Origin of the sequence: Nostoc sp. NZL, from assembly GCF_015714705.1 — a bacterium.
GTDB lineage: Bacteria > Cyanobacteriota > Cyanobacteriia > Cyanobacteriales > Nostocaceae > Nostoc > Nostoc foliaceum_A.
The window spans coordinates 1-15,701 of the sequence record NZ_WBKL01000022.1 but is presented as its reverse complement, the minus strand read 5'-3'; the positions used below and the strand labels follow the sequence as shown (position 1 = coordinate 15,701).

General features: G+C 42.6%; 13 protein-coding genes. 6 read left to right on the top strand and 7 right to left on the bottom strand.

The window, feature by feature from the left end; genetic code table 11:
- Window positions 1-131 precede the first annotated feature (131 nt).
- Window positions 132-2,180: an elongation factor G gene (locus F8R90_RS02300; RefSeq protein WP_196509247.1), complete on the top strand. Its 2,049-nt coding sequence runs from the start codon at window positions 132-134 to the stop codon at window positions 2,178-2,180.
- A 14-nt stretch (window positions 2,181-2,194) separates the two neighbouring features.
- Here F8R90_RS02300 and F8R90_RS32610 read toward each other — a convergent pair whose 3' ends face one another.
- A complete protein-coding gene (locus tag F8R90_RS32610; RefSeq protein ID WP_230966053.1) occupies window positions 2,195-2,401 on the bottom strand; it encodes a hypothetical protein in 207 nt (68 codons plus the stop codon).
- Between F8R90_RS32610 and F8R90_RS02295 the strand changes: the two genes are divergently transcribed.
- Complete coding sequence (locus tag F8R90_RS02295; protein ID WP_196509244.1) at window positions 2,400-3,275, top strand: prohibitin family protein; 876 nt, start codon at window positions 2,400-2,402, stop codon at window positions 3,273-3,275. The two genes, F8R90_RS32610 and F8R90_RS02295, sit on opposite strands and share 2 nt — an antisense overlap.
- Window positions 3,276-3,786: 511 nt before the next feature.
- Window positions 3,787-4,179 (top strand): nuclease A inhibitor family protein, encoded by a 393-nt coding sequence (locus tag F8R90_RS02290; protein WP_196509242.1) that lies wholly within the window; start codon window positions 3,787-3,789, stop codon window positions 4,177-4,179.
- An 80-nt stretch (window positions 4,180-4,259) separates the two neighbouring features.
- Here F8R90_RS02290 and F8R90_RS02285 read toward each other — a convergent pair whose 3' ends face one another.
- Together F8R90_RS02285 and F8R90_RS02280 are read right to left on the bottom strand one after the other, a co-directional pair.
- Entirely contained in the window at window positions 4,260-5,099 is an 840-nt protein-coding gene (locus tag F8R90_RS02285) for a DNA/RNA non-specific endonuclease (protein ID WP_196509239.1), read from the bottom strand.
- 468 nt (window positions 5,100-5,567) lie between these two features.
- Window positions 5,568-6,065: a DUF6174 domain-containing protein gene (locus F8R90_RS02280; RefSeq protein WP_196509237.1), complete on the bottom strand. Its 498-nt coding sequence runs from the start codon at window positions 6,063-6,065 to the stop codon at window positions 5,568-5,570.
- A 466-nt stretch (window positions 6,066-6,531) separates the two neighbouring features.
- On the opposite strand from F8R90_RS02280, the gene F8R90_RS02275 reads away from it, so the two are divergent.
- A complete protein-coding gene (locus F8R90_RS02275) occupies window positions 6,532-6,717 on the top strand; it encodes a transposase (RefSeq protein WP_196509235.1) in 186 nt (61 codons plus the stop codon).
- Between the two features lie 71 nt (window positions 6,718-6,788).
- Here the strand turns inward: F8R90_RS02275 and ctpC are convergent, their stop codons facing one another.
- The 3 genes from ctpC to F8R90_RS02260 form a co-directional block, all read right to left on the bottom strand.
- Complete coding sequence (gene ctpC / locus F8R90_RS02270) at window positions 6,789-8,072, bottom strand: carboxyl-terminal processing protease CtpC (RefSeq protein WP_196509233.1); 1,284 nt, start codon at window positions 8,070-8,072, stop codon at window positions 6,789-6,791.
- A gap of 198 nt (window positions 8,073-8,270) precedes the next feature.
- A complete protein-coding gene (gene ispG, locus F8R90_RS02265) occupies window positions 8,271-9,497 on the bottom strand; it encodes a (E)-4-hydroxy-3-methylbut-2-enyl-diphosphate synthase (protein WP_196509316.1) in 1,227 nt (408 codons plus the stop codon).
- A gap of 508 nt (window positions 9,498-10,005) precedes the next feature.
- On the bottom strand, window positions 10,006-11,382 hold the full coding sequence (locus F8R90_RS02260; protein ID WP_196509231.1) for a dihydrolipoyl dehydrogenase family protein: 1,377 nt from the start codon (window positions 11,380-11,382) through the stop codon (window positions 10,006-10,008).
- A 498-nt stretch (window positions 11,383-11,880) separates the two neighbouring features.
- Here F8R90_RS02260 and F8R90_RS02255 point away from each other — a divergent pair, with 498 nt between their 5' ends.
- Window positions 11,881-12,924 (top strand): isochorismatase, encoded by a 1,044-nt coding sequence (locus F8R90_RS02255; protein ID WP_196509229.1) that lies wholly within the window; start codon window positions 11,881-11,883, stop codon window positions 12,922-12,924.
- Window positions 12,925-13,013: 89 nt separating this feature from the next.
- On the opposite strand, the gene F8R90_RS02250 is transcribed toward F8R90_RS02255, so the two are convergent.
- The gene (locus tag F8R90_RS02250; protein ID WP_196509227.1) at window positions 13,014-13,928 is read right to left on the bottom strand and encodes a M23 family metallopeptidase; all 915 of its coding nucleotides are present in this window, start codon (window positions 13,926-13,928) and stop codon (window positions 13,014-13,016) included.
- Between the two features lie 280 nt (window positions 13,929-14,208).
- On the opposite strand from F8R90_RS02250, the gene F8R90_RS02245 reads away from it, so the two are divergent.
- Entirely contained in the window at window positions 14,209-15,417 is a 1,209-nt protein-coding gene (locus F8R90_RS02245) for an HhoA/HhoB/HtrA family serine endopeptidase (protein ID WP_196509225.1), read from the top strand.
- Window positions 15,418-15,701: the final 284 nt, after the last annotated feature.

Sequence of the window (15,701 nt, the reverse complement as noted above, 5' to 3'; positions counted from 1 at the left end):
TTTAACTTTCGATTAAAGGGAGGATAATAGCAAATTAAAGAAGGGGTAATTTTGACTCCAGAGAACCATTTTTTATCCCTGATATATACAGAATCGTGCGGTTAGGAAAAACTTACCGCAAGGGAGGTTTTATGAACGAAAAAGTAAAATCGGGTTCGCGGAATGTTGCAATTGTCGGGCCTTATTTAAGTGGAAAAACCACTTTACTAGAAAGCTTGTTATTTGTCACAGGGGCAATCTCTCGCAAAGGGAGTGTTAAGGACAGCAATACAGTAGGAGATAGTTCTGCCGAGTCGCGCGATCGCCACATGAGTGTAGAAGTCAGCGCCGCTAGCACTGAGTATAACGACATACGCTTCACCTTTATTGACTGTCCGGGAAGTGTAGAATTTGCCCAAGAGACGTACAATGCTTTAATCGGAGTAGATGCGGCAATTGTAGTTTGTGAACCCATACGCGATCGCGTTCTCACCCTCGCCCCTCTATTTAAATTCCTCGACGATTGGGAAATTCCCCACCTTGTCTTCGTCAACAAAATGGATCGGGCAAATATTCACGTTTTGGAAACGTTGCACGCCCTCAAAGCAGTATCTAGCCGTCCCCTGGTAGCACATCAATATCCCATCATGAACGGGGAACAACTCACCGGCTTTATTGATATGGTGAGTGAACAGGCATATCAATATCATCCAGGCGCACCTGCTGACCCCATTCCCTTCCCCGAAAGTTTAAAAGAAGAAGAACACACAGCACGAGCAGAAATGCTCGAAGCCTTAGCAAATTTTGATGACCATTTACTCGAAGAACTTTTAGAAGACATTGAGCCACCTCAAGAAGAAATCCTCAAAGATTTAAAAATGGAATTAGGGGCAGATTTAGTAGTGCCCGTTTTCTTTGGTGTAGCAGAACAAGATTATGGTGTTAGACCTCTATTAGAAGCTTTGTTACGGGAAGCCCCCGAACCAGAAACCACAGCAGAACGTCGTTTAAAAAACATAAAAGGTGATACAGCTTTAGCGCAGGTATTAAAAACTTACTACACTCCCCAAGGTGGCAAGCTCTCTCTGGTGCGTGTTTGGCGAGGCAAATTAACTGATGGCATTGTCCTCAATGGCATTCGCACTGGTGGAATTTACCGCCTCATGGGACAACAACAGCAGTCAGTTAACCAAGTTAATGCTGGTGAAATTGTCGCATTGAGCCGTTTAGAAGGAATCAAGACAGGCGATACAATCTCTATAGAACAGCAGTCGGCAATAAAATTACCCAAAGCTGTAGAGTTGGAACCAGTGTATGCTCTCGCCATTACACCAGAAAAGCGCAACGATGAAGTTAAACTCAGCAGTGCTATTACCAAGTTATTAGAAGAAGACTGCTCACTTGCTTGGGAACAACATGGCGATACCCACGAAGTTATTCTTTGGGGTCAAGGCGAGATTCATTTACAAGTCGCTTTAGACAGACTGCGCCGCAAATATAACTTGCCAATGACAACGCACTTACCACAAGTGCCTTACAAAGAAACCATCCGCAAAACAGTGGCTTCAGTTCATGGGCGCTACAAACACCAAAGTGGTGGTCACGGACAGTTTGGTGATGTTTTTCTCGAAATCAAGCCTTTACCACGCGGTACAGGTTTCAACTTTAATGAAACCATTGTCGGCGGTGTGGTTCCGAAACAGTACATTCCTGGCGTAGAAATGGGCGTGCGGGAATTTCTCACACATGGGCCTTTGGGCTTCCCAATAGTAGATTTGGCGGTAACTCTGACTAATGGTTCGTATCACAACGTTGATAGTTCCGAACAAGCCTTTAAACAAGCGGCCCGATTGGCAATGCAAACGGGGATACCCCAAGCAGAACCTACCTTGTTAGAACCAATTCTGCGGGTAGATGTTACCACACCGAGCGAATTTACCTCCAAAGTGCTGCAACTGTTGAGTGGTAGACGGGGGCAAATTTTAGGCTATGAGGGAAGAAATGATTGGCAAGGCTGGGATAATGTCTCTGCATACTTGCCACAAGCTGAGATGCAGAATTTTATTGTAGAGCTGCGATCGCTCACTCTTGGCGTTGGTTCCTTCCACTGGGAATACGACCATCTCCAAGAAGTACCAGAAAAGCTTGCCGAACGTGTCATTCACAGCAATGGTAATGGTGGTAACGGCAACGGTAAGTAATTTTGGATTGGGAATTAATCTAGAGTAGCGTAGGCTTTGCCCACCGTAGGCATCGCTCCAAGGCTGAGATTCCTGACTTCTGAGAGAAATCGGGAGTCTTTTTTACATCTGTAAAAGGATTCGTAAACCTCTAACTTGTCTGAAATGATATGAGTTTCATAAAAGCGTTTGGGAATTATGTGATTAAGTATATTCGTCTTAACTACACAGAAAAAACTCATGGGCTTTATAGTTTCTCTTGTCACTAGCCTAATTGCAATTCTCGTCTATCTCAATACACATAGCATCTCTGGTGGAAGGTCACGTTTAGCTATACGCACAATTATGATGTTGATTGGCAGTATTGCAGTACTGAATTCTTTTTCTAGACTTTTGGTGATTGTCCCACCTGGTAATGTCGGTGTCGTCAATTTATTTGGTGAGGTTCCCGAAACTACTCTTAATCCTGGTGTCCACTTGCTTAACCCCTTTAGCAAGGTGCTGAATTTTTCTACTCGTTTTAAAGATATAAAGGAAAATGTAGATGCAACATCTCAAGAAGGTTTGAGCCTAAATCTTGATGTCAGTCTTCAATACAAGCTCGATCCACAAAAGGCAGCTACAGTCTATAAAACGATTGGAACTGATGAAACACAACTGGTAATTTCCAGATTCCGCTCTACTGTCCGCGCCATCACGGCAAACTACCCAGCCAATGCTATTTACTCTACCAAACGCCAAGAAATCGCCCAAAAAATTGACCAACAACTTACCCAAGAGATACCGGCTTTGGGTTTCATCGTTGAGGAAGCTCTTTTACGAAACATAAAAATGCCTGATACTCTACAAGCTGCAATTCAAAACAAACTCAAAACAGAGCAAGAAAATCAGCAGATGAAATTTGTTTTAGAGAAAGAGCGTCAAGAGGCACAACGAAAGCTTATTGAAGCGCGAGGTATAGCTGATTCCCAAAAAATCCTCTCAGGTGGACTTAGTAACCAAGTGCTACAATTACGAGCGATTGAAGCCACAGAAAAGCTAGCTCAATCTAATAATTCTAAGCTTGTAATTATTGGTTCTGAAAAAAGCACAGTGCCTATTATGATCCAGCCATAAACAGGAACCTCGAGGCCTTAAAATTTTCTGATCGGGTCAATGGTTTGATATAATCTCAATTGTATCAAACATACACGATACATTATTTGCTAGTAAGGTGTGATCGTTTCAGCGTTGGTTCTTTCCACTGAAAATACGACCATCTCCAGGAAGTGAAAGAAAAACTTGCCAAACGTATCATTCACAGCAATGGAAATGATGGTAACGCAACAGCAAGTAATTTTTGATTTATCTAGAATCCATATTGATTTTCTATATAAGGACACTCATAAAGGGTGTTCTTAATTTTATAGAGCGTCCTCAATTTTAGCGATTAGGTATCAATGGGTTCGACCTAACACTTCAAAACATAACTTTATTTTTAGTTTACATGAGTAAACTAAATTGCTACAGCTGGATATAAAGAATCTGTAATTTGTAGTGCTCATAATACAAAATATTAAAAATTTCTCATTTCCACTTTGCTGCTAGTTGAATGATACAGTATGAGCGTTGCTAGAAACTGATGACTATGAGCGGTGAAATTGTCGAAAAACTGAAGGAAGCTAGTACTGGCTTGTTAATGATGAGCGAGTCGGATTACCCTTTTGAGGTTGTTCAGTGGAAAGGTGCTGCACCTGCAACCCAGGAAAAAATTTTACAGCTAACAGGTTCTCAAGACCTGCCAGTAGAAATAGTAGACTTGGAATATCTCTTTCGTAATTGTGCATTTGAACAAGAGTGGCACAATGAATTACAGAAAAAAGATGTTGAAAAGTTTCAAACGCTTATCCAGACGCTTAAAGATAATCTTAGTGATATCAGCGTTTATCGTGTTGGACAAATAAATATTGACGCTTATATCATAGGACAAACTAAAGACGGTGACTTAGCTGGAGTAGTAACAAAACTGGTTGAAACCTAGTAAGCAGTTGGGAAATTTATTTAAATAAAAGCCTAGCCATCTGTGCAGCTAGGCTTTCTCGTTTTTAAAATTATCCCAACTTATAAATTATCCACTCGCGCTTCTATTACAGACTGAATAGATGTTGAAACTTGTGAGAGAAAATTGTATCCAGTTAGGGATTCTAATGAGTCAACGCTAACCCGATAGTTTCTCCAATTCGCTGTTCGCACCCCTTGAGCGTTGGGAATATTGACAGCAATAACTCTCGTACTGGTTGTCACGCCACCAAGGCCTGAACCGGGAGTATTTAATACAACAATAATTTTCCAGGTTCTGTTAGGGACTTGAACCCGTCCATTAGCTATTGTATAGAACGTTCCGTTAGAACCAGTACCGCCCATCCCATATCCACCAGATATGATGTAGAGTTCTTTACCCTGTCCTACTAGAGTTCTGGCATAATCCTCTAGGTTTGCCCAAATTCCCTGATTGTTATCTGGCGCTTGAGCAATCATATTGCTCATCAAAAAAGTGGCAGAATTATTAGTAACATTACTAGTCCTGTCAGCACTAGGTGTCATGTGACCACGATCAAACCCACTTCCACTAAAATCGGTAGATTGAACTTGATAACACCCAGAAGGAAGTGTTGTATCAGCCCGAAAAGTATCTTGCCTCGGTGTGCTACCTAACCAACTACTATTCAACTGCCAAGACACCCAATTTGGTCTACCTGTTCCGCAGTTGTAGCCAATTACATACTGTGGTTTTACCAACAAGTAGTTATTTTGGCTAGAAGTTCCAGCGTTGCTGGGGTTACCAAGGGTTAGGTGAACACTTACTGATGACTGGGCTGGTACAATCTGTGCCAACCCAACTATGAATAAAACTACCGTTACAAATGGCAGTAGAAATTTGAAAATCTTGATTTTTTTCACGTTTTTGTACTCTTGATGACAAAAACAGTGTCCAAGTTCTTCGCTTCAATATCAAGCATTCAGTGATACAAAAATAAAGATTTTTCTAATGATAAATATGTAGTGACACAATAGCCGCAAATCTCGATTCGGCAAGAGTTAACAATTAAAAAACTTACTTTCTTGATGAGCGATAGCTTAAAATTAGGACTTACGCAGAGGTCACGGAGGAATGAGAGTTTGAGAGGATTTTTACATAAGTCCTGAAAATTTTGCATCTCTACACTAAGATTCATGCATCTAATCAGCAACGCCAATATTTTCTCTGAGAGGAAATTTAATTGATGGGATAAATGAGGGCGATCTAGTGCGATCGCCTTTTCCTCTAAAATATTCACACACCAGCATATAGAAACTTGAACGCCAGCAGTTAATGATGAAGGTTATCGGTATCTATTGCCTTAATATCTAATTTTCTGGTTGCGGTGGCTATTTAATTTCCTCAAAATTCTCAATTGTGAGATATATTTCTTCATCAGCTATCTGGCTGTTGTAATCGATCTCAATTTGGGTTGGATAGCCAAGTCCAGGGCTGTAACTCACATTCAGGCTGAAGGCTTGACGGTTGATAGCATCTTGAATCACATTAAACAGCTTAGGAATTGTTTTGTAGTTTTGAAAGAATTCTGGATTAACTACTTCACCTGTAGCTACAGAAGTAATGGAAATTGTTTGACCATTACGGACTTCAATGACTACTGGCCCCCTAGCATCGGGTATACAAAAGCATCCATTACTAAATGTATAGCGATAGTTGGAAATATTTTGCTGATTCCACAAATGGCGATTAAATTGTAATCGCCTTAAATTCAAGTTATTATTACTCGCTAGCGATTGTGCTATCTCTATGGGAGATTTGGACATTACTGGTAGGTTAAAACCTAAAGATAGCAATAATCCAGCACTGATAATGATAGGTAAACGCATATCAATCCACTTAATTTCAAAAGTATTACATACATTAATTCATCTACTTGTTTAAATACACTTTATCTTTTGATTAAAATTCATGAGTAGTTAGCCAAGGACAAATAACAAATTTATGACTGTAGTTATTTTTCCACTGTGGTAAACTACCCAATGCACCAAAACAAAATCAAAAATTCTGTAGAAAAGCGAAACCTTGCGTTTCCATATAATCAATCATCCTGGAGAATTAATTGGTCTACAGGATGATGATATGCTGCTTGGCGTGAAACGAATTTGCACCAGCCAAAAAGCTCTAGTAACGATATTCTGTCAGTAGAGAAAATTCTACGCCGTTACAAGAGCTATGTCTAAATCATATCCAAATGACTTTGGCAATTAACTTCGGTGCGATCGCATCTGTGCGAAAATCTTCTATCTATGCCGTAAAATTTTTACAGTAAAAAACAAATTTTTTATTTCAAGCATGAATGAATCACAAACTTGGTATATTGTCAAATATTCTGCTGGTAACTGCGAAATCTTCGCCAGCGACAAAGTTGCAGACGATGATCTAGAAACTATAGAACAGTGGGGGCCTTTTAGTTCGCAAGGAGAAGCGATCGCTCGGCGTGTCGGACTTATTAGGTCTGGAAAGTGCCAACCAGTATAAGTTAGGAGTTAGCAATGATGGATTTTATTGCTAACTCCTAACTATTCACTCCTAACTTTATTCCTAACTCTTCATTTTTCTGCTGTGGCTGTGCCTTTAACAGCAATTTTTTTACCTATCACTTCCACTGCTTTAGCGAATTGGGGGTCTGCGAGGGTAGCGAGTTTATCACGTTCGTTGAGCCACAAATCCTGTCGCTGGGCATCTGTCAAATCTACCTTTATATCTGGATCAATACCATGCTTATTAATATCTCTATCATTGGGCGTATGGTATTTAGCAATTGTCACTGCTAATCCTGAACCATCTTCTAGGGGACGCACCGATTGCACTAATCCCTTACCAAAGGTTTGAGTTCCTACCAAAGTAGCACGTTTGTTGTCCTGCAACGCCCCGGAAAGGATTTCGCTGGCACTAGCTGAACCTTTATCCACTAATATTACCAACGGTTTATTTGTTAGAGCACGTCCGTTTGCCACTTCTCGCTCTCGCTCACCTTGACGGTCAATGGTGGAAACAATTGTGCCTTTATTCAGCCACATCCGGGCAATATCTATACTAGAGAAAAGTAAGCCGCCTGGATTTCCACGTAGATCAAGGATATATCCAGCTACCCGTTTGCTTTCTAAATCTTTGATGGCGCTTTGCATTTCTTTACTAGCATTGGCGCTGAACTGGTTCAGGCGAATGTAGCCAACGTTACCTGCTGGAGTTTTCTTTTGGGAATATTTAACTGGATGGATTTCAATCCGCGCCCGTTTGATGTCAAATTGTTTTGTCTGACCATTGCGCTGAATCGTTAAGCTGACTTGCGATCCTGCTTCACCTCGAATCAGGGATACTGCCTGATTGGTATCCATCCCCTTGGTGCTTTTGTTGTCGATTTTAAGGATGACATCTTTTGCCAAAACACCAGCTTTAAATGCTGGTGTATCTTCGATTGGCGCAATTACAACCAATTGCTTGGTTTTTTCATCCTGACTGATCGTGATCCCAATCCCTGTGAGTTCTCCAGAGGTATCCACTTGCATATTTTTGAATTCCGCTGGGTCCATAAACCGGGTGTATGGGTCTTCTAGCTTTTTGAGCATTTCCCGAATGGACTTATACGCTTCCTGCGGATTACTGTAGGACTTGCTTAAGTACTCCTTACGAACAGCCTGCCAATCTACCTGATTAAAAGTACCGTCTACATATTGGCGTTGAACAATTTGCCAAACTTCATCTACCAATTCTTTGGGACTTGCTTTAAATAAAGCCTGACCTCGCGAATGAATGCCAAGGCTAGTAACAGCGATCGTGGAGAGTGTCACTGCCGTAGCACCCAAAACAAGCCTACTTTTTGTAATCACCATAATGACAGCTGCGTCAGAGGGAAAATATATAGTCAGTATGCTCAATCTAACACAGGCTACCACTGTACAGACCGAGCATGTATTCCTAATTTAAACAAAATACTTGACAATCCAGCGACCTTGGTGATTTAAAGATACAAAATTTTTGAGCATGGGGCATTTGGTTATTCTCCTTGTTTCCCCCTGCCCCCACTCCATTTAAGGTTCTACCCAGCGTTCATCAGCTTTAATGAGGTTAATTAATTCCTCTACACCTTTATCTTCTGGGACTTTTTTTATTTCTTCTCGACCACGATACAAAGAAATGTAACCAGGTGTTTTGCCAACATAACCATAGTCAGCATCCGCCATTTCTCCAGGCCCATTGACAATGCAACCCATAACCGCTATGTCAAGACCAGTTAAGTGTTTAGTGGCCTCCCGGACTTTGTGCAGCACTTCCTCTAGGTTGAACAAAGTGCGTCCACAGGAAGGACAAGCGACGTATTCCACCATCGTTTTTCGCAATCCCAAAGCTTGGAGAATGCTATAACAAACGGGAATTTCTTTTTCTGGTGCTTCTGTAAGTGAGACGCGAATTGTATCGCCAATGCCATCAGCAAGTAAGGTAGCAATACCAGCCGTGGATTTAATTCGCCCGTATTCGCCATCACCGGCTTCCGTAACGCCTAAATGTAGCGGATAATCCATACCCAGTTCATCCATGCGTTTGGCTATCAGGCGATAAGCGGCTAGCATCACCGGTACTCGTGAGGCTTTCATGGAAATTACCAAGTTGCGGAAATCCAAAGATTCACAAATACGAATGAATTCTATGGCAGATTCCACCATGCCTTCTGGGGTGTCACCGTAGGTAAATAGCATCCTTTCAGCAAGGGAACCGTGATTTACCCCAATTCGCATCGATTTACCTTGGTCGCGCAAAGAAACTACCAGAGGTTCTAAGGTTTCGCGGATTTTTTCGCCAATTTCTTCAAATTCTGATTGAGTATACTCGGTTCGATTGACGTTGGGTTTTTCAAAAACATACAAGCCCGGATTAATCCGCACTTTTTCTATGTGCTTAGAGACTTCCAGAGCGATTTTTAGCCCATTGTGATGGACATCAGCCACAATGGGCACGTCTTGGTAAGTTTTTATTAATTTTTGTTTAATTTCTGCTAAAGCTTTAGCATGAGCCATACTCGGCACTGTGACGCGGACAATTTCGCAGCCAATTTCGTGCAGACGACGAATACCAGCCACGGAACCATCAATATCAAGAGTGTCTTCGTTAATCATCGACTGCACTACAACGGGGTAGCCACCGCCAATGGTGACATTTCCCACCTTAACGGGACGGGTTTTACGCCGCTTGATAGTTGTATCAAAGCTAGGTTGACTGGATGTAGTATTTGAAGTATCTACTATGGGCAGAGTTTGCATAACCTGATTAGGTAAATTTGCTGTCACTAAAATATTAGATTTGATAAATCTCTGTTTCCCAGATTGCCACAGCTACGACTTTTTTGGACAATTTAGGTAGAAAAAAAATGGAGAATGAGACAGGCAAAGAAATAAAGAGCAATTTAAAGATATGCTGCTTAAAAGCTCTTCTAAGTGAGTAGTGTTAGCGTTCGCGGAGCGTCTCATAGAGAAGCTGAACGTTCGTGCAGCGTCTCGTAGAGAAGTTATCGCTCTTTTGCTGAGTTATAAATACTATCAGCAACACGACAATTGTATGGAGCAATCTTTGATACCTGTAATTCGCTCAATTCTTACTGGTGCAGCTTGAATTACAACTGTACTCCGTGACTATCCGATTCTTCCGGCTCATAGCTGTAAGTTATACAAGCGAGGGCTAAACGATATTTATCTAGTCGAAGCTGAGAGAAAAAAGTATATTTTGCGGGTTTATCGGCGTGGCTGGAGAAATAAAGAAGAGAAAACCTCTTCACATATTCGGACACCCTGGCATGTTATCTCCAAGCAGCAACCGTGCCAGACTGGGTAAAGCTTCACCATAGGTGGGATGGATGTGAACTGATCGCTCTAATAACTGCCAAGTTGCTCCTGCTTCCATCAGGGATAAAAATACATGCACCAGTTCAGCAGTTTCGTACCCCACCAGGGCTGCTCCCAGGATTTTGTCTGTGTCGCTGTCAATCACCATACGATAAAATCCAAGGTCATGCCCCCACTCGATCGCACGGGCAATTTGGCTCATGGGTAAGGTGACAGCACACGCATTGATGCCTTGTTTCTGAGCCTGTTCTAACGTCATACCCACTCGTCCAACCTGGGGTTCTGTATAGATCGCATAGCCAAGGACGCGATCGCTCCGTGTCCGGTTTTCTCCACACAAAATTGCTTTTAAGCGGCGATAGTCCTCCCACGACACATGCGTAAAGGCAGGCTGTTTGGCAGCATCCCCGATCGCATAGACTCCAGAACAGGTGGTATGGAACTGGTCGTCAATTTTAATAAACCCTCGATCGTCTAGCTCAATTCCGCTGGTGGCTGTATTTAATGCACTTGTATTGGGTTTCCGTCCAATCGCAACCAGCAACGCTTCTCCCTGGAGTTGTTCGCCACTGCTCAGGGTCAGCCTAAACACATTATTCTCATGGGCAACGTGATTTACATTAACTCCAAAATGGAGCTTAATCCCATCCAGCTTTAATGCTTCTGCTAAGACCTCGCTGACATCAGGCTCTTCCTGCCCAAGGACGCGATCGCCACGGACAATTAAGTGGGTCTGACTGCCCAAACGCGCGAGTCCTTGTCCCAATTCCAAGCCAATATAGCCGGCTCCAATTACCAATAAACGGTCTGGCAAGGTGTTCAAGTCAAAGAAGTTGCGGTTGGTCAGGTAGGGAGTTCCTACAAGTCCGGGAATGTCAGGAATCAGTGATGAGGTGCCCGTGTTAATGATTACCAGAGGAGCTTGAATGGTAACATCCCCACCTTTAACCGTCCGTTCTCCCACAAAGGAAGCTTCGGCACAAATGACTTTGACACCCGCAGTCTCCAATCGCTTGCGAATCCCTTGATTAAAGCTGCTGCGGATTCCCCGAACTCGCTCCATGACAGCGGGAAAATCCACTTCAATCTCCGTGTGGATGCCTAACTTCTTGCCCTGGCGCGATCGCCCTGCTGTATGAGCGGCTGCTAAGAACGCTTTAGACGGAGTGCAGCCATAGTTGATGCAACTGCCGCCTAAAGCATCCCGCTCAAACAAGACAACCTTACGTCCCTCATTGGCAAAATCAGCCGCCAGTGGAATGCCTCCTTGACCACTGCCGATCACAATGACATCTGCTGTTTCCATCAGGCTAAACTCCTTGGAGATAGTTTGCTTTCATAACACTCTCACACTCAAAGCTAACGCTGTTCTATGACTCTCACGAGATAAAATTCAGAAACCAATGTTTCCGATTTTGTTTTTATAAATCTAGGCGTAGCGACTGTCTTAAAAGAACGCTAATATCAATTCTTATGTTTGTGAAAGCTGCTCATATTTAGTTTATGGGAATTAACACAAATGCGGTTGGCGATGTTTTGCCTTATGGTTGGTTTACAGATGAATGGTTAGATGAACGGTTGGTGATGTTGCGGAGTTTAGATGAGAGCGCTAGCTAAATTTATGTTTTAGCAATATTGATTATCGTAATCGAATTTTATTTAAATTTGTTACAAATTATGAATCAGTAGAGGAAGAAATTTTGTTGCTCACTTTAGGTTCCCATAATGAGTTTTTCTAAGTAAAGCATTATATTATATTTAACTAAGGGCAAGCTTAATAATTACAACATAAATATAGAATTATATGAATACCCAAACAACAACCCAACTACCAATTCCCCCACATTTTAACTCCAATAAGGTAGGAGAAGTATGGCGCGTACCTTACCAAGAATGTGCAGCAGCAGGCGAAATATGGGCACAAAAGCACGACATCAAACCAGCATCTTTAGATAAAACCAGGATTTGTTTACTATTAATTGATGTCCAAAACACCTTCTGTATCCCAGGATTTGAATTATTTGTAGGTGGAAAATCTGGGAAAGGGGCAGTGGATGATAACGTCAGATTGTGTGAATTTATATATCGGAATTTGGGAGTAATTACACAAATTGTACCCACCCTAGACACCCACACAGCAACGCAAATCTTTCATCCCATCTTTTGGGTGAACGCCGCCAGAGAACATCCTACTCCAGCAGCGACTAACATCACCCTAACAGATATCGAACAAGGAATCTGGAGAGTTAACCCAGCAGTTGCTGACAGTGTTACTAATGGAAATTATGAATTATTAGAAAAACATACTTACCATTACGTTAAAAAACTAAGCCAAGACGGTAAATATCCCCTCACAATTTGGCCTTATCATTCTATGTTGGGCGGCATTGGTCATGCTTTAGTTTCTTCAGTAGAAGAAGCAATATTTTTTCACGGCATTGCTCGTCAGAGTCAAACGCAATTTGAAATAAAAGGTGAGAACCCATTAACAGAAAACTATTCCATCTTACGTCCAGAAGTGTTAGAAGATTTTGAACAACGTCCACTTGCTCAAAAAAACACGCGCCTGATTAAGCAACTTTTAGAATTTGATGCTGTAATTATTGGTGGGCAAGCTAAAAGTCATTGTGTTGCGTGGACAATTGAGGATTTATTAACAGAAATTAAACAGGTAGATGCTACCCTTGCTCAAAAAATCTATTTACTAGAAGATTGCACTTCCCCCGTTGTCGTTCTAGATATTGTGGACTACACGGAACAGGCAGATGCGGCATTTACAAGATTTTCAGAGGCAGGAATGCACATCGTAAAATCTAGCAAATCAATAGCATTTGGGCATGGGGCATAGGGCATAGGGCATGGTTATTCTATCCTCTTGTCTCCCTATCTCCTCCTGCTTGCTCATCCCCCACTCCCCACTCCCTAATCCCTAATCCCTCATTTCTTCAAATAACCTTTTGGATCTTGTGCTACCCAACCGAGAGATGAGCTAGAACGCACTTCAAAATGGAGATGTGATTGACTGGAGGTTGGTTTTCCACTAGTACCTACTGTTCCCAGTAAGTCTCCTTTGCTCACCTGCTGACCGACAGTAACCTTGATATTGTCAAGCTGGGCATAGCGGCTTTGAAGTCCGCCACTATGGTTAATAATGACCAACTTGCCATAGGAACCTTGGTCATTAGCAAAAGCTACAGTTCCAGGTGCGATCGCTAGCACATCTGTACCAACTGGTGCTAACAAATCAACACCACTATGAAAGAAAACTTCACCTGTAGCAGGATTAATTTGCCAGCCGTAAGGTAATCCCACAGTTACTACTTGTGCCAAGGGGTATCCAGACAGGGATGCACGGTTTGGCGTACCTGCATCAGTAGGTAAAGGGGACTTAGTTACAACACCATTGGGTGACCAATTTACCCCCGGAACAAACACAACTCTGGGGTCTTGTTGGCAGCCATTCACCTCAAAAAGGCTATCAGCACGAACTTTGTATTGTGCCGCTACTTGTCGCCAAGTTTGACTACGAGGCACTTCGACTACAATCCCATTGTAGGGAGGAATTTGAAGTACACTACCAACGGCTACGTAGGTGGAACGCGCCGTAGACATCGCACCATTCTGTAAAGCTGGATTCATGCCAATAATAGTTGTAGGCATGAGATTGTAGCGCTGCGCTATGCTCTCCAAAGTTTCGCCACGAACAACTTTATGGCGTTGGAAGCGAGATAGAGCTGGAGTTGGACAACCACCCACAGCAGCGTTGGCGCTGTTGGTGTTTGGCAGTATGGATACTAGGCTCAAGGCGCTAACTAAGCTACAGAGAAACAGTTGACGAAAGGGTAAAGTCATGTATAAAGGTCAAGAGCGCATTAACTTTAGATTTTAGATGGAGAGTGTGAGAAGTGGGGAGCAGAGGGAGACAAGGAGAAGAATCAATGCTTAATACTTCTCTATGAGAGGCTGCGCCCTAAGCGTAGCTATGCCGCAGGCTTGACGGCAACGCTCAGTACAAATCCCCTATACCCCATGCCCTATGACCAATTGATCGTAAATTGATCTGTCCACTTACCGTTAGCTTGACTACACTTAGAAATTAGCAACTGCATTGTTGTCCTTAAGCAGAATGATTATGAAGTTATCTTTAAAGCAACTGGGCGTTTATGTGTTCTTACTGGTGTTCGGCTGTGGTGCAGGTTTATTTGGTAGTCGCTATCTCCTGCTACAAAATCCCTCGTTCCGACAGTTAAAAAATGTAACAATGGCTTCGCCTCCAGAATCGGTAGTGCCAAATTCTTCTAACGGAGCGATTGGTGCTACTGGGGGCGATAATGTGAATTTTATTGCGACGGCAGTGCAAAAAGTTGGCCCAGCTGTGGTACGAATTAACGCCACTCGCAAAGTCGCCAATCCCATCTCTGATGCATTGAAAAATCCCCTCTTGCGGCGATTCTTTGGAGAGGATGAGCAACCAATTCCCCAAGAACGCATTGAGCGCGGTACAGGTTCGGGATTTATTTTGAGCGAAGATGGAGAATTACTCACCAATGCTCATGTAGTGGCAGATACAGATACAGTACAAGTCACCCTCAAAGATGGTCGCAGTCTAGAGGGGAAGGTGGTAGGAGTTGATTCTGTTACAGATGTGGCAGTAGTGAAAATAAAAGCGAGCCATTTACCGACAGTAAAGTTGGGCAATTCGCAAAACTTAATACCAGGACAATGGGCGATCGCTATTGGCAATCCTCTGGGTTTAGATAATACTGTCACTATTGGCATCATCAGTGCTACAGATCGCACCAGCACTCAAGTTGGTGTCCCAGATAAGCGAGTCAGCTTTATCCAAACTGATGCCGCAATTAACCCTGGTAATTCTGGTGGTCCCTTGTTAAACGCCCAAGGCGAAGTAATTGGTGTTAACACTGCTATCCGCGCTGATGCTCAAGGACTCGGTTTTGCCATCCCCATTGAAACCGCCGCCCGCATCGCCAATGAACTTTTTACCAAAGGGCGTGTAGAACATCCGTTCTTGGGAATTGAAATGGCAGACCTTTCTCCCATCAGAAAACAACAGATTAATCAAGAAAATCAACTGAACATTCAGCAGGAAGCTGGAATTGTGATTAAAGGAGTCACAGAGGATTCCCCAGCCAAGCGTGGAGGACTGCTTCCTGGAGATGTGATTCAAAAAGTTAACGGTAAACCAGTCAAAAACTCAGCCCAAGTTCAGAAGTTCGTAGAGTCCAGCACAGTTGGGGACATAATAGCTATCGAAGTCAACCGCAGCGGTAAAATTCAAACCTTCAGAGTACAGTCAGGAGCTTATCCCAAAAGGAAATAGTCAAAACAATTCGTAATTGATAATGACGCTGGCGGACTCCTTCGCGCTGCGCTAACGTAATTCGTAATTAGATCATAACGCTGGCGGACTTGCTACCGCTACGCTATCAGTGGAAGCTTGAACTCTCAACAAATGTCTTGTTGACACTGAATTTTTAATTCACCGTGGGCTGCTATACCCTCTTTAATTACGAATTACGAATTACGAATTACGAATTACGAATTACGAATTACGAATTACGAATTACGAATTACGAATTACGAATTACGAATTACGAATTACGA

Excerpts from the sequence above, each read along its gene's own strand:
- F8R90_RS02300 (WP_196509247.1), top strand. The coding sequence starts at position 132 with ATGAACGAAAAAGTAAAATCGGGTTCGCGGAATGTTGCAATTGTCGGG.
- F8R90_RS02295 (WP_196509244.1), top strand. The coding sequence starts at position 2,400 with ATGGGCTTTATAGTTTCTCTTGTCACTAGCCTAATTGCAATTCTCGTC.
- F8R90_RS32610 (WP_230966053.1), bottom strand. The coding sequence starts at position 2,401 with ATGAGTTTTTTCTGTGTAGTTAAGACGAATATACTTAATCACATAATT.
- F8R90_RS02290 (WP_196509242.1), top strand. The coding sequence starts at position 3,787 with ATGAGCGGTGAAATTGTCGAAAAACTGAAGGAAGCTAGTACTGGCTTG.
- F8R90_RS02280 (WP_196509237.1), bottom strand. The coding sequence starts at position 6,065 with ATGCGTTTACCTATCATTATCAGTGCTGGATTATTGCTATCTTTAGGT.
- F8R90_RS02275 (WP_196509235.1), top strand. The coding sequence starts at position 6,532 with ATGAATGAATCACAAACTTGGTATATTGTCAAATATTCTGCTGGTAAC.
- ctpC (WP_196509233.1), bottom strand. The coding sequence starts at position 8,072 with ATGGTGATTACAAAAAGTAGGCTTGTTTTGGGTGCTACGGCAGTGACA.
- ispG (WP_196509316.1), bottom strand. The coding sequence starts at position 9,497 with ATGCAAACTCTGCCCATAGTAGATACTTCAAATACTACATCCAGTCAA.
- F8R90_RS02260 (WP_196509231.1), bottom strand. The coding sequence starts at position 11,382 with ATGGAAACAGCAGATGTCATTGTGATCGGCAGTGGTCAAGGAGGCATT.
- F8R90_RS02255 (WP_196509229.1), top strand. The coding sequence starts at position 11,881 with ATGAATACCCAAACAACAACCCAACTACCAATTCCCCCACATTTTAAC.
- F8R90_RS02250 (WP_196509227.1), bottom strand. The coding sequence starts at position 13,928 with ATGACTTTACCCTTTCGTCAACTGTTTCTCTGTAGCTTAGTTAGCGCC.
- F8R90_RS02245 (WP_196509225.1), top strand. The coding sequence starts at position 14,209 with ATGAAGTTATCTTTAAAGCAACTGGGCGTTTATGTGTTCTTACTGGTG.